13 protein-coding genes are annotated in these 13,886 nt (G+C 67.5%); 8 read left to right on the top strand and 5 right to left on the bottom strand.

From position 1 onward, the window contains the following. Positions 1-4: 4 nt before the first annotated feature. The 5 genes from WDZ97_RS11800 (at position 5) to WDZ97_RS11780 (ending at position 4,743) form a co-directional block, all read left to right on the top strand. Entirely contained in the window at positions 5-292 is a 288-nt protein-coding gene (locus WDZ97_RS11800; RefSeq protein ID WP_020163453.1) for an MSMEG_0570 family nitrogen starvation response protein, read from the top strand. 19 nt (positions 293-311) lie between these two features. Further along, positions 312-1,589, top strand: coding sequence for an MSMEG_0569 family flavin-dependent oxidoreductase (locus WDZ97_RS11795; RefSeq protein ID WP_425762867.1), 1,278 nt, complete (start codon positions 312-314; stop codon positions 1,587-1,589). After that, the gene (locus WDZ97_RS11790; RefSeq protein WP_425762866.1) at positions 1,583-2,443 is read left to right on the top strand and encodes a Pnap_2097 family protein; all 861 of its coding nucleotides are present in this window, start codon (positions 1,583-1,585) and stop codon (positions 2,441-2,443) included. Before WDZ97_RS11795 ends, WDZ97_RS11790 begins: the two co-directional genes overlap by 7 nt. A gap of 10 nt (positions 2,444-2,453) precedes the next feature. Further along, entirely contained in the window at positions 2,454-3,845 is a 1,392-nt protein-coding gene (locus tag WDZ97_RS11785; RefSeq protein ID WP_425762865.1) for a PLP-dependent aminotransferase family protein, read from the top strand. A gap of 268 nt (positions 3,846-4,113) precedes the next feature. Then, positions 4,114-4,743 carry a PEP-CTERM sorting domain-containing protein gene (locus tag WDZ97_RS11780; protein ID WP_425762864.1) on the top strand — a complete coding sequence of 210 codons (630 nt, stop codon included), beginning with the start codon at positions 4,114-4,116 and terminating at the stop codon, positions 4,741-4,743. Positions 4,744-4,786: 43 nt separating this feature from the next. Here WDZ97_RS11780 and ccoG read toward each other — a convergent pair whose 3' ends face one another. Then, a complete protein-coding gene (gene ccoG, locus WDZ97_RS11775; RefSeq protein ID WP_425762863.1) occupies positions 4,787-6,178 on the bottom strand; it encodes a cytochrome c oxidase accessory protein CcoG in 1,392 nt (463 codons plus the stop codon). 117 nt (positions 6,179-6,295) lie between these two features. After that, a complete protein-coding gene (locus WDZ97_RS11770; RefSeq protein ID WP_304001100.1) occupies positions 6,296-6,619 on the bottom strand; it encodes an antibiotic biosynthesis monooxygenase family protein in 324 nt (107 codons plus the stop codon). 539 nt (positions 6,620-7,158) lie between these two features. Here WDZ97_RS11770 and WDZ97_RS11765 point away from each other — a divergent pair. Then, positions 7,159-7,881 carry a phytanoyl-CoA dioxygenase family protein gene (locus WDZ97_RS11765; protein ID WP_425762862.1) on the top strand — a complete coding sequence of 241 codons (723 nt, stop codon included), beginning with the start codon at positions 7,159-7,161 and terminating at the stop codon, positions 7,879-7,881. Here WDZ97_RS11765 and WDZ97_RS11760 read toward each other — a convergent pair. From WDZ97_RS11760 to WDZ97_RS11750, 3 genes are all read right to left on the bottom strand, one after another. Further along, positions 7,872-8,402 carry a hypothetical protein gene (locus WDZ97_RS11760; protein ID WP_304001098.1) on the bottom strand — a complete coding sequence of 177 codons (531 nt, stop codon included), beginning with the start codon at positions 8,400-8,402 and terminating at the stop codon, positions 7,872-7,874. The genes WDZ97_RS11765 and WDZ97_RS11760 overlap by 10 nt on opposite strands. A gap of 189 nt (positions 8,403-8,591) precedes the next feature. After that, positions 8,592-10,004: a PLP-dependent aminotransferase family protein gene (locus WDZ97_RS11755; RefSeq protein ID WP_304001097.1), complete on the bottom strand. Its 1,413-nt coding sequence runs from the start codon at positions 10,002-10,004 to the stop codon at positions 8,592-8,594. Positions 10,005-10,046: 42 nt separating this feature from the next. Then, the gene (locus WDZ97_RS11750) at positions 10,047-10,415 is read right to left on the bottom strand and encodes a cupin domain-containing protein (protein ID WP_425762861.1); all 369 of its coding nucleotides are present in this window, start codon (positions 10,413-10,415) and stop codon (positions 10,047-10,049) included. A gap of 226 nt (positions 10,416-10,641) precedes the next feature. Between WDZ97_RS11750 and WDZ97_RS11745 the strand changes: the two genes are divergently transcribed. Continuing rightward, complete coding sequence (locus WDZ97_RS11745) at positions 10,642-11,307, top strand: TetR/AcrR family transcriptional regulator (RefSeq protein ID WP_304001095.1); 666 nt, start codon at positions 10,642-10,644, stop codon at positions 11,305-11,307. A 91-nt stretch (positions 11,308-11,398) separates the two neighbouring features. Further along, positions 11,399-13,879 carry an acyl-CoA dehydrogenase gene (locus WDZ97_RS11740; RefSeq protein ID WP_425762860.1) on the top strand — a complete coding sequence of 827 codons (2,481 nt, stop codon included), beginning with the start codon at positions 11,399-11,401 and terminating at the stop codon, positions 13,877-13,879. Positions 13,880-13,886: the final 7 nt, after the last annotated feature.

The raw sequence follows: 13,886 nt of genomic DNA, 5'->3' as shown, positions 1-13,886 counted from the left end.
TCACATGCCCGCCATGCACTTCACCGTCCGCTGGCCGGACGCGACCGAAACCCGCTGCTACTCGCCATCGCTGGTAATCAAGGACTACTTCGCGCCGGGCGCCCGCTATCCGCTGCCCGACTTCATGGCTTCGGCGCGCGAGGCGCTGCATATCGCCTCCGAGCGGGTACGCGCGAAGTACGGCTTCGCCTGTTCGGCCGCGATGGACCAGCTGGCTGACCTCGAACAGCTCGCCGCCCGCTGGGGCGACGACCCGCACACCCACATCGAACTGGTCAGTTTCGACGAATGACCGCCGCAAGGAGAACGCCATGAGCACCCCCGAAACCATCCCCCATCTGCCGGTCATCATCGTCGGCGGCGGCCAGGCCGGCCTGTCGATGAGCGCCTGCCTGCAGCAGTCCGGCATCGAACATCTGGTGCTGGAAAAGCACAGCGCGATGCACGTGTGGCGCACCCAGCGCTGGGACAACTTCTGCCTGGTCACGCCGAACTGGCAGTGCGCGCTGCCCGGCCACGCCTACGACGGCGCGGACCCGCACGGTTTCATGAAGAAGGACGAGATCAATGCCTGGCTCGACGCCTTCCGCCGCAAGGTGAATCCGCCGCTGCGCGAGGGCGTGTCGGTGCAGCGCGTGACACCGCGGCCTGACGGCGGCTTTCACGTGTCGACCTCGGCCGGCGACTGGACCGCCGACCAGGTGGTGGTGGCCAGTGGCGGCTATCACGTGCCCATCGTGCCGCGCATGGCCGAACGGCTGCCGGCCGGCATCACGCAACTGCACTCCGAGCAGTACCGCAACGCCGACGCGCTGCCGCCGGGCGCCGTGCTGGTGGTCGGTTCCGGCCAGTCCGGCGCGCAGATCGCCGAGGATCTGCATCTGGCCGGCCGCATCGTGCATCTGGCGGTGGGGGACGCGCCGCGCTGCGCCCGCTTCTACCGCGGTCGCGACGTCGTCGACTGGCTGGCCGACATGGGTTACTACGACATGCCGGTGACTGCCCACCCCTTGCGTGAGGGCGTGCGCGACAACACCAATCACTACGTCACCGGCCGCGATGGCGGACGCGACATCGATCTGCGCCGCTTCGCGCTCGAAGGCATGCAGCTCTACGGACTGCTGCAGGACTACCGCGACGGCATGCTGCAGTTCGCACCCGGCCTGCGCGCTGCGCTGGACAGCGCGGACCGCACCTACAACGGCATCAATGCGGCCATCGACAAGCACATCGCCGAGCGCGGCATCGCAGCACCGCCGCCGTCCGTTTATGAGCCGGTATGGCAGCCGGACGAGGAGCGTGCCGCGCTCGATCCGGTTGCCGCCGGCATCACCAGCATCATCTGGTGCATCGGTTTCTCGCCGGATTTCCGCTGGGTCGATGCGCCGGTCTTCAACGGCCGCGGCGATCCGGTGCATGTGCGCGGCGTGACGCAGCAGCCGGGGCTGTACTTCCTCGGGCTGCCCTGGCTGCATACCTGGGGCTCTGGCCGCTTCTCCGGCGTGGCGCGCGACGCCGAGTTCCTGGCAGCGCGCATCGCTGCATTGCGCGCCGCGCAGCCCGCCGACGCAGAGGCGCTGACATGCTGATGGACAGCGCCGAGCGCCTGCAGTCTTCGTCGGCGCTGCAGCAGCACTACTGCGCCGGCATGCCCCAGCTTGGACTGTATGGTCTGGCGGAAAACTGGCTGCTCAAGGAATGCGGCCATCTGCACTGGATGGCGATCGCGCGCGCGCAGGGCATGCAGCTGCCGGAGTTCGTCGACGCTGCCGGTCGCAAGAGCTATGCGGCGCTGACTGCGGTGCATCTGCGCGAGGCGCGGCTCGACTCGGTGGCAGAGAACGCGCCGTTCTCGCTGACGGTACGTGCCGTGTCGCCCGGCCGCGCCCAGCACTTCAGCGCGCAGACCTTGCGCACCGGCAACACGCGCGCGGCGCGCATCGAACTGCTGTCCGCCTTCGTGCGGCGCGACGCGGGCAGCAACCGCAGCATCGTGCGCGCGCCGGTCGAAGGCGCGGAGTGCGGCGACCGCACGCTGACCGATGCGGCGCTGTCGCTGCAGGCGCGCGCCCGGCTGTTCCGCACCGGCGACGGCGTCGCCCGCATGGGGCTGCAGCCGGCTGCACGTGGAAGCGTGCTGCGCGCCGTCGACATCACGCCGTGCCCGCACAACGATTTCAACGGTGCCGGCCTGCTTTACTTCGCCAGCTTTCAGGCGCTGGCCGACCGCGCCGAACTGGCCTGCTTCGGGCTGTGCCCGGCGCTGACCGCCGAGCGGGAACTGTATTTCTACGGCAACATCGACCCCGGCGAAACGGTGCGTTTAGAACTGCTCGCCGCGCGCGACGACACGTCCGAGTTCGCGCACTGGTGGCGCGTGCGCCGCTGTGCCGACGGCGAGCGCATCGCCGACCTGATCACCCGCAAACGACGACTGCCCTGAACCGACGCCGATGGACAAGACCTCGCAGCACTGGCTCAAGCGCATCCGGTCGAGCAACAAGCCGGCCTATCTGCTGATCGCCGACCTCATCGCCGAGGACGTGCGCAGCGGGCGGCTGACTCCGCGCGACCGTCTGCCGGCGCTGCGCGATCTGGCCGACACGCTCGAACTGAACTACACGACGGTGGCGCGTGGTTACGCCGAGGCGCGCAAGCGCGGGCTGATCGACTCGCGTGCCGGCATGGGCACCTTCGTCCGCGGCTCGACGCCGGGCATGGCGCTGCGCGGTGGCAGTGCGGCCGAAATGACGATGAACCTGCCGCCCGAACCGCAGGAGCCGGCGCTGCTGGCCCACTTGCGCGACAGCGCGGCGCAGCTGATGGCGCAGTCCGACTGGAACGACCTGCTGCGCTACCAGGACTTCGGCGGCACGCGTGAAGACCGTGCCGCTGGCGTGCACTGGCTGCGCCAGCGACTGCCGCTGTGCGCGGTCGAACGCGTGCTGGTGTGCCCGGGCATCCACAGCGCGCTGACCGCGCTGGTGTCGCTGCTGGCGCGGCCGGGCGAGACGATCTGCGTCGAGTCGCTGACCTATCCCGGCATCAAGGCCATCGCCGCCCAGCTCGGGGTGCAGCTGCATGCGCTGCCGCTCGACGACGACGGCCCCAGCGCCGACGCCTTCGAGCACGCCTGCAAGACGCTGAAGCCGCGGGCGTTGTACTGCAACCCGACGCTGCTGAATCCGACCACCGGCACGGTCACCCGCGCGCGGCGCGAGGCGCTGGCCGACGTCGCGCTGCGCTACGCCATCCCCATCATCGAGGACGACGCCTACGCCATGCTGCCGCCCGAGGTGCCGTCGCCGCTGGCCGCACTTGCGCCGGCGCTCACCTATTACATCGGTGGCCTGTCCAAGTGCTTCGGTGCCGGGCTGCGCGCCGCCTACGTGCACGCGCCGGGGCCGCGCCAGGCCGAGCGGCTGGCCGGCGCACTGCGCGCGACCACGGTCATGTGCTCGCCCATCACCACCGCGCTGGCCACGCGCTGGATCACCGACGGCACCGCCGAAGCCATGCTGCAGGCCATCCGTGCCGAATCGGTGGCGCGCCAGACGTCAGCGGCGCGGCTGCTGGCCGGGCACGCGCTGCGCGCGCAGCCGGAGAGCTTCCACTTCTGGCTGCCGCTCAGCTCCGACTGGTCCATGGTCGAGTTCGCCTCCAACCTGCGCGCCCAGGGCGTGGCCGTCGTCGCCAGTGCCGCCTTCAGCACCGACGGGACGCCACCGGACGCAGTGCGCGTCTGCCTCGGCGGCCCGATGTCGCGCGAGGACTGCGACATCGCGCTGCGCCTGATCGCCGACACGCTGGAACACCCGATGCATCCGCATGCGAATGTGATGTGAGGGCAGGGGCCAGGGACCAGGGGGCAGGGGCTGGAGGGCGTGGCGCCCGGGCGCACGCATGGGCTGTGGCCGGCAGCCCGGATGTGCATGGCGCGGCATCTGCCTGTCGGCTGCTTTTACACCGACCTGTCCGAGGAATGGCATTGGTGGGCCCTGGCGAACGTAAGCCATTGCTTTTGCGGGAGAGTGACGTCGGTCGGGCCCGCACTGGTGCAGCTCTTGCTCGCGGTCTGTTGTATCGTGGCTTTCCAGCAGAGGAGCACTATCAATGAGCGTGACGAACAGGGCATTCGTTGCCGCGGGACTGTTGGCTTCCATCGTCGCCGCTGTTCCGGCGCAGGCGGCAAGCCTGTCCGGTTCCTACACGGCGGACGATTACGCAACGGTCTATCTGTCCACCGATCTGCTTGCCGATGCCGGTGAGATCATCAGCGACAAGACCACGCTCTGGGGGGCCAGCGAGAGCTTCTCGGGTGTCGCGTTGGCGGCGGGGCAGGACTACTACCTGCTGATTCATGCGCGTAACGTGTTCAGCGGTCCGGCCATGTTCATCGCGGATTTCTCTATCAGCGGCGAAGGCTTCCGTTTCGCCAACGGCCAGCAGACCCTCAGCACCGGCACCGCCTACTGGACGGTGAATGAAAGCGGTTTCGGCGCGCCGGGTGCGACACCAGTGAGTCTCGGAACGAATGCCGGCCTGCAGATCTGGGGTCAGCGTCAGGGCATTTCGGCCGACGCCGAAGCGATCTGGGCCTATTACGCGGACTGGAGCGCCGGCTACAACGGTCCGGCGTATTTCGTCGCTCACATCGTGGCCGTGCCGGAGCCGGAAACCTGGGCGATGTTCGGTGCGGGACTGGCACTCCTGGCGACGCGCCTGCGCGCCGTGAAGCGCTGAACCGGGGCGCTTTCTCGCCTTCGGCGACTGAACGGAACCGGCGCTACCGGAACAGGAAGCGGCTGCGTTCGCTCGCCTGCTCATCCGCCCTGTCGCGCGGCCTGACCACGATGTCCAGCGGCTGCGCGCCGCGCAGCGTGCCGTCGTCGGGCGCGGATACGGTCAGTCTGAGGCTGGCCACGCTGTTCGGGGCGACGCGCAGACGGTCGTTGCCGACGACGGTCGCACCCGGCACGCCATCGATCTGTGCGACGTACTCGACCTCGTCGCGCGTCAGGTTGGCGACCTTCAGCAGGTAGGCGTTCTCGATGCGGCCGTCGGCCGTTTCGCGCATCAGCACGCCGCGATCGCGCAGCACGTCGAGTCGCACTTCGGGCCGGGTCACCATCTGCCACACGCCAAGCGCGGCGAACACGGAGAGCAGCGCGGCGTAGAGCTTCACGCGTGGCTGTACCGCCGTGGGGGCGCGTCCGGACAGCACGTGTTCGGACGCGTAGCGGATCAAGCCGCGGGCGCGGCCGACCTTGTCCATCACCGTATCGCAGGCATCGACGCACAGGCCGCAGTTGATGCAGGCGTACTGCACCCCGTTGCGGATGTCGATGCCGGTCGGGCACACCTGCACGCAGATCGTGCAATCCACGCAGTCGCCAGCGCCGCTGCTGCGCGCATGCGCCCGGGGCTCGCCGCGCAGCCTGTCGTAGCCGACCTGACGCGTGTGCGCGTCGGTCATCACGCCCTGGAAGCGCGAGTAGGGGCACATGTGCTGGCACACCGATTCGCGCGCGAAGCCCGCCTGCAGATAGGTGAAGGCGGCGTAGAACAGCAGCCAGAAGCCTTCCCACATGCCCACATCCCAGGCGGTGACGCGCGGCAGCAGATCGCGGATCGGTGTGAAGTAGCCGACGAAGGTGATCGCGGTCCACGCCGCCAGCGCGAGCCACAGCGCGTGCTTGGCGCCCCTGATCGCCGCCTTGCGCGGGCCCCAGGCTGCCGCGTCCAGCGCCCGGCGTGCGGCAGGCTTGCCTTCGAGCCGCGCCTCTATCCACGTGAACATCATCGTGTACACCGTCTGCGGACAGGCGAAGCCGCAGAACAGCCGTCCGGCCAGCGCGGTCACGAAGAACAGCGCCAGCGCCGCGACAATGAGCACGAAGGCGAACAGCAGCGCGTCCTGCGGCCACAGTACCCAATCGAACAGATAGAGCCGCTCGTGCGGAATGTCCATCCACAGCGCCGGCCGCACCGTATCGCCGTCGTGCCAGGTGAGCCATACACCGCCGTAGAACACGAGCTGGGTGAGCCACACCATGGCCCAGCGCCAGCTGTTGAAACGGCCGGATACCGCACGCGCATGCACGGTGCCCGGGCGGGGATGGAAAGTGAGTGGCACGGCGCGGACCGCGCCTCCCGCCAGCGTCGTATCGGTGTTCATCTGCAGGCTCCGGAAAGGGATGCCGGCAGTACACCCGCCGCAGGCGAACAGGGACAGATTCAGCGGAGTTGAATCAATATGGGCACAGATGGAATCCGTCGCGCCCCTTGATGCGGATCAAGTGACCGACGCGAGCGGATGCGGGATGCCCTTGTCGCCATAGGTGCGCACCACCTGCGCGATCACCACCTGATAGCCCTTGAGCCAGCGCGCCTGCAGCTGCTTCGCCCGGATGTGCTCCGGGTGAGTCATCAGTGCCTGCAGCGCGTCCATCGAATCCCAGTAATAGACGTTCGAGATCAGCCCGGTTTCGGCGTTCTCCCAGGCTTCCTCGCCGAGGTAGCCGGGAATGGCGCGGGCGACCTCGGCGATGATGGCGTCCAGCGCGTGGAAGTCGTCGTCGTACTGGCCCTTGGCGAAGGTGAAGGTGGAGGTGTACATGAAGGATGGCTCGTCGGAGAAACGTTCTGGAAAGATGACTTGGGGCAGCGGCCTGCACGAGAGGAAAGAGATCTTCGGGGGTGTCAACGCTGCGGTTGCGCGTCCCGCAGCACTTCCGTCGGAGCGATGGGCGACCTGTTGATGCTGTGCCGGCGATCAGGGCGCGCATTGTCCGCCGCGATCAGCATGCCTGCACGCCAGGGTGAAATAGCAAGCGTATATACCGTGACCTCGCGATATCGGGGAGCAGCCAAGTTTGGCCCGCTTCGGAAGCGCTTCGGCGCCGGGCCTGTGCATCGTGTCCGGCCCGCACCGTCTTCCGTGCCGCACCGCACCCAGCAGATCGAGACGATGTCCTTGCAAGCCGCCGGGATCACAAGTTCGGCCGATGCCAGTCCTCCTGCGTCGGTTCATACTGGCGCCAGCCGCATTCATGAGTCGGCAACCGATACCCTGCTCGGCGGCATCAGATGACCACGAAATTTCTGCTCGAGTACGCACGAATCCAGCACGTCTATGCACGTCTGGCGCGGAGCAGCTTGTCCAACCGGCAGGCGCGCGAGGTCGTCGAGCAGGGTTTCAGTGTCGTCGACGATTGGTACGACAGCGGGACGGTGACGGCAATGCGTGCTGCCGTACCCGAGGTCTCTGCGCTCACGGTTGAACCGCAATCGCCGTCGGTGCGCTCACTGCACGACGCGTCGTCGATGGCCGCTTTTGCGCCGTTCTTCGAGGACTCGCGCATTCGCGACGTGGTCGAGACCATCATGGGGGCGCGCGCTGAACGGGTGCGCGACTGGGCCCAGGTCAGGCTGGCGGACGGACCGCGCGGCGCTTTCGACGAGTTCTTTCACATCGACAGTTTCAAGCACCGCATCAAGGCCTTCCTCTATCTGACCGATGTCGGTCACGACGACGGGACGCTGGTGGTGGTTCCGAACTCCACCACGGGATTCTGGCGGGTTCCGCTTGCGCACGAGCTTTACAGCGTGGAACGGCGCAGCGCTGCAAGCTGGGACACCGAAGCGGCGTCGTATGGCGCCATATCGGGCCGCATCGAGAACCACTTTGCCGGCTGTCTGACGCATTACCGCGCCGAACTGCTGATGCGCCGGCGCAAGCTCTCACCGGTTCCGCTGCGCGGCAAGGCCGGCACGCTGGTCATCTGGGACAGCCGCTGCCTGCACAAGCACATCCCTTCGACGACGGATCGCCGGGTCATGCTCGAAGCCGTATTTGCGTGTGCCGGGGCTTATGGCTGAGCCGGTGGGGCCGCGTTCCGGGCCTCGATTCGCTGCTTGATCCGTTGCACTTCCTCGTAGAACTCGCCCACCACACCCTTGCCGCAGTAGCCCCGTTCGCGCATCAGGGCGTCCACCATCGCGCTGTCGAAACGCAGCATCGAGCCGAGGTGGGCTTCCATGTCCTCCTCATAGACATCCTGCGGATAGAGCCCGTCCTTGGCCGCCAGATAGCAGTTGAACAGGATGTCGATGATGAGCACCAGCCAGACGCGCTGCTGCTGGCTCTTCAGCGTGTACGCACCGCCCGGGCTGTACATCGCGGCATCCAGTTCGGAAATCGCCGGCACCTGGATGCTCAGTTCCTTCTTGCGCATCCATTGCTCGTAAATGGTCTGCAGGCTCTGGTTCTTTTCGGTGGTCCTGGTCAATCGGCTCACGCTGACGGCGATCCAGATGCCGACGGCGGCGTTGGCCAGGCCGACCAGGACGGCGGCCCAGTCCGCCGCCGATCCGGGCGCGGACAATATCTTTTCGATCATACGAAACTCCATTCCAACGCTGTCAGACACACCCTCTGACACAAGGAGAACGCCCACGCTTGAAGGCACAGGCAGCCTGAAGCGCGCTTTCCTTCACCCAGCGCGGCGCTCTTTCATCCCGCTGACAAGTCGCGCTCCTGCAGCGCCGGTGAAAGCGCTGCACTGTCGGCAGGCTGTCGTGCCCGTGCTTCAGAGCATGGAGGCGATCAAGCGTCCCAGGGTCGCGATCGCCTCGCGCTGCGCCGGACCCTCAGGATGCCCGAAGTTCAGCCGCACGAAATTCCTGAATTCGCGTTGCGCCGAGAAGATCGGCCCCGGTGCGATGCTGATCCCGCTTGCCAGCGCTTCGCGGTGCAACGCCAGCGTGTCGCAGCCCTCCGGCAGTTCCAGCCACAGGAAGTAGCCACCCTCGGGCTCGGCCATGCGGGTACCGGCCGGGAAGTAGGCTTCGACGTCGGCGACCAGCGTGGCCTGCTGGGCACGCAGGGTGGTGCGCAGCGTGCGCAGATGGCGGTCGTAGCCACCCTGTTTGAGGTAGTCGGCCAGCGCGTGCTGCAGCGCCGCCGGGGTGGCGAGGCTGAATGACAGTTTCTGCCGGCGGATCGCGTCGGCGTGGCGGCCGGCGGCGACCCAGCCGATGCGGAAGCCGGGAGCCAGGCATTTCGAGAAGGACGACACGTGCATGACGCGGCCGTCGCGGTCCAACGCCTTGCTGCACAAGGGTGCCTGTTCGCCGTGGTGCAGTTCGGCATAGACGTCGTCCTCGATCAGTGGCACGTCGTGGCGGTCGAGCAGGGCCATCAGCTGGCGGCGACCGTCGTCGGGCACGCAGGCGCCGGTCGGGTTGGCGTAATTGAGCATGAACAGGCAGGCGCGTACCGGGTGCTTGTTCAGCAACTGGTCGAGCGCGGCGAGGTTCAGGCCTTCGCGCGGGTGGCTGGGCACTTCGACCACCTTCAGGCCCAGCCGCTCGGCGGCCTGCAGGCCGGCATAGAAAGTGGGCGATTCGACCGCGATCAGGTCGCCCGGCCGGGTGACCGCCTGCAGGCAGAGGTTCAGCCCCTCCATTGCGCCATTGGTGATGATGATGTCGTCCGGCGCGACGTCGGCGCCTAGACCAAGGTAGCGCAGCGCGATCTGCCGGCGCAGTTCGGGATGGCCGGGCGGCAGGTCGGTCAGCGTGTCCTGCGGCTTGATGCGGCGCGCAGCGGCGGCGAGGGCGCGGCCGAGTCGGTCGAGCGGGAACAGTTCGGGTGCCGGAAAGCTGGAACCGAGCGGTACGACGGCCGGGTCGCGCACGCTGTCGAGGATTTCGAAGATGAAGTCGCTTACCTTCAGCGCGGTCGAACGCTGCCCCGGCCGCGACATGGCCGGTTCCTGCAGGCGCTGACCGAGGCGGGCGCGTACGAAGTAACCGGAGCGCGGGCGCGCCTCGACCAGACCGCGGCTCTCCAGCAGTGCGTAGGCCTGGGTGACGGTGATCGGGCTGAGGTCGTGCGCGCGGCAGGCGTGGCGCACCGAGGGCAGGCGGTCGCCCGGGCGCAGCACGCCGTCGGCGATCAGTTGCGCGGTGCGGTCGGCGAGGTGCTGGTAGAGCGTCATGCGCCGATGCTATCAGGCAGCGACGCTGCCCCCGACCGCGCGTCAGTCGGTCAGTTTTCCGAAGCCGAGCAGCCGGGTGCCACCGCCGGCAGGGTTGGGGCCGTAGATGCCCAGCATGCGCGCGTATTCCGGCGCGTAGTAGCGGCCGATCGAACCGCCGCGCACACACACCGTGTCGCCGGCGGTCGCTTCGACCGTCACACCAGCCGATTCGACGAACAGCCGGCCTTCGAGCACGTAGGCGTATTCGTCGTGCGCGTGCTCGTCGGTCCACGTTTCGCCGCGCAGTTCCCATTCCATCAGAACCGGCGCGGTCCAGCCCTCGGGGTCGGGGCGGGTGATCCAGTGCACGCCCGGTCCGCCGTCGCCGACCAGGGGTTGTTTCGGGTACTTCACCGGTGCGTCCGGCATGAGGGATCTCCTGTTCTGCGATTGCCGCGACCTCACGCGGGCAAGGTCGTGCCACAGGGCGGAGGCGGATGTGAAGGCTGATTATTCGGGCGGGAGCGACGCAGGACAATGCCCCGAAAGAGGTAGCCGCCGCGGTTCCGGCTTATGCGGCGGTGCAGGATTGACATGTGCGATACGAGGGTCTAGATTCAAACGAACGTTTGAACACAAGGCCGTGCCCGACCCCATGGACGCCCGCCGCAACCGACTTTCCGTGACCGAAACGCGCATCCGCATCCTCGATGCGGCGCAGTCGCTGTTTGCCGCGCACGGTTTCGAGGCGACCTCGATGAGGATGATCACGACCACGGCCAGCGTCAATCTGGCGGCGGTCAATTATCACTTCGGCTCGAAGGACGTGCTGGTGCAAGAAGTGCTGCTGCGCGGGCTACGACCCCTGAACGCGCTGCGCATGCAGGCGCTCGACGACGCGGAAGCCGCCGCCGGCGGTGCGCCGGTCAAGGCGAGGGTGATCGTCGAATGCTTCTTCAGCGGTTCGCTGGCGCTGGCGGCGCAGAGCGAACAGGGACGCGAATTCATGCGCCTGCTGGGCCGCACCTTCACCGAGCCGTCGGCGGTGGTGCGCGAGTGCCTGGCGACCGAGTACGCGCCGGTGATCGGCCGCTATCGCGACGCCCTGAGCCGGGCGCTGCCGGCGGTGCCGGTCGAGGACATCGTGTGGCGCCTGCATTTCATGTTCGGCGCCATGTCCTACGCGGTATCCGGCTTCGACACGCTGCAGGTGATGACCGGCGTGCAGATCGACGAGCCGGACGCGATGGCGCGCATGGTGCCGCGATTGATGAGTTTCCTGCTCGGCGGCCTGCGCGCGCCGTTGCCGGAATCGAACTGATGGGGCGAAAGCCCGGACGATTACAACTAGACTGCGGACATAAGCGCCTTGCGCGCGTATCGCAGCAGCATGACCGGACGAGGAGATACACATGACCTGGACGCTTCTTCTGCTGTTGCCGCTGGGCCTGATCGCGCTGGCCTACATGCGGGTGCCACTGCTGCTGATCACCGCGGCGCTCGCCGCCTGGCTGGTCGCAGCGGCACTGCATTTCGACTGGTCGGTCGCGGCCAGCGTCACCGTCGCCGTGCTGGTCGGCATTCCGGCGCTGCTGCTGAATCTGGTGCCGCTGCGCCGCGCACTGATTTCGCGGCCCCTGCTCGCGGTATACCGCAACATCCTGCCGCCGATGTCGGATACCGAACGAATTGCCCTCGAAGCGGGCACCGTCTGGTGGGAAGGCGAACTGTTCCGCGGGCATCCCGACTGGCAGAAACTGCACGCCTACCCGGAACCGCAACTGAGCGCCGAAGAACAGTCCTTCCTCGACAACGAGGTCGATGAGCTGTGCCGTCTGTCCGACGACTGGCGCATTTCGCACGAGCTGAAAGACCTGCCGCCGGAGACCTGGCAGTACATCAAGGACAAGGGCTTCCTCGGCCTCATCATTCCGAAGAAGTACGGCGGCAAGGAGTTCTCGGCCTGGGCGCACTCACAGATCGTCACCAAGCTGTCGACGCGCTGCTCAGCCTCAGCGGTGACGGTGATGGTGCCGAACTCGCTCGGTCCGGCCGAACTGCTGCTGCACTACGGCACCGACGCGCAGAAGGACCACTACCTGCCGCGCCTGGCCAAGGGGCTGGAGATTCCGTGCTTCGCGCTGACCAGCCCGCAGGCCGGTTCCGACGCGGCGTCGATTCCCGACTACGGCATCGTCTGTCGCGGCATGCACGAAGGACGCGAAGTGCTCGGCATGCGCGTGACCTGGGACAAGCGCTACATCACGCTGGGCCCCGTCGCCACGCTGCTCGGCCTCGCTTTCCGCCTGTACGACCCCGATCACCTGCTGGGCGACACCGAAGACATCGGCATCACCTGCGCGCTGATTCCGACCGACCACCCGGGCGTGCAGATCGGTCGTCGCCACTTCCCGCTCAACGCGGTGTTCCAGAACGGCCCGAACTGGGGGCGCGACGTGTTCATGCCGCTGGAGTGGATCATCGGCGGGCCGGCGATGGCCGGCCAGGGCTGGCGCATGCTGATGGAATGCCTGGCTGCCGGCCGTTCGATCTCGCTGCCGGCCTCCAACACCGGCATGGCCAAGCTCACCGCGCGTGCGGTCGGTGGCTATGCCCGCGTGCGCAGCCAGTTCAAGACCGCGATCGGCCGCTTCGAAGGCATACAGGAACCGCTGGCCCGCATCGGCGGCCACCTTTACATGATGGACGCGGCGCGGCGGATGACGGCGTCGGCCATCGATCTCGGCGAGAAGCCATCGGTGGTGTCGGCCATCGTCAAGTACCACATCACGGAGCGCGCCCGCATCGTCGTCAATGACGGCATGGACATCCTCGGCGGCAAGGGCATCTGCCTCGGCCCGTCGAACTTCCTCGGCCGCGCCTACCAGCAGATTCCGATCGGCATCACGGTCGAGGGCGCAAACATCCTGACGCGCAGTCTCATCATCTTCGGTCAGGGCGCCATCCGCTGTCATCCCTACGTACTGCGCGAAATGCGCGCCGCGCTGGCCGACGATACGCCGGAAGCCCTTACGGAGTTCGATGACGCGCTGTTCGCGCACATCGGCTACACCGCGAGCAATGCAGTGCGCACGCTGATCACCGGCCTGACCGGTTCGCACTGGGTCGGCGTGCCGGGTGATCTGGCGCCGGAGACGCGACGCTACTACCAGCAGCTCACGCGCTTCTCGACCGCCTTCGCCTTCATCGCCGACGCCGCCATGCTGACCATGGGCGGTGACCTGAAGCGCAAGGAGAAGCTGTCGGCGCGGCTGGGTGACATCCTGTCGCTGATGTATCTGTGCTCGGCCACGCTGAAGCGCTACGAGGCCGAAGGCCGCCAGGCAGCCGACGCGCCGCTGATGCACTGGGCGATCTGGGACGCCCTGTTCCATGCGCAGACCGCGTTCGAAGGCGTCATTTCCAATTTCCCGAACCGCCTGATCGGCATGCTGCTACGCCGCCTCATCTTCCCGCTCGGCCGGCCCTACGTGGTGCCGTCGGACCGCCTCGGCAGCGAGGTGGCGAAGCTGCTGATCGAGCCGTCGGCGACGCGCGACCGGCTGACCGCGGACATGTATGTGCCGCAGGACGAGCACGACGCGGTCGGCGCCATCGAGCATGCGCTGAAGGCGACGGTGGCCGCCGAGGCGATCGAAGCCAAGGTGCGCGCGGCGCAGAAGCGCGGCGATCTGAAGGCGCGCGGGCCGGGCATGATGCGCGCCGCTTTCGAGGCTGGCGTCATCGACGCGCAGGAATTCGCGCTGGTCACCCGGCGCGACGAACTGCGCGACCGCGTGGTCAAGGTCGACGATTTCGCGCAGGACTTCGGCGCCGACGCCGTGCCCGCGACGCCGGCCGAAGCGCGCAACGTCACCGCGCTCGCCGCCTGAGGAGTGG

This window comes from Methyloversatilis sp. MC4-4 (assembly GCF_049843555.1).
GTDB lineage: Bacteria > Pseudomonadota > Gammaproteobacteria > Burkholderiales > Rhodocyclaceae > Methyloversatilis > Methyloversatilis discipulorum_B.
Note: the sequence above shows the minus strand (reverse complement) of the source record. Positions and strands in the feature narration are given on the sequence as shown.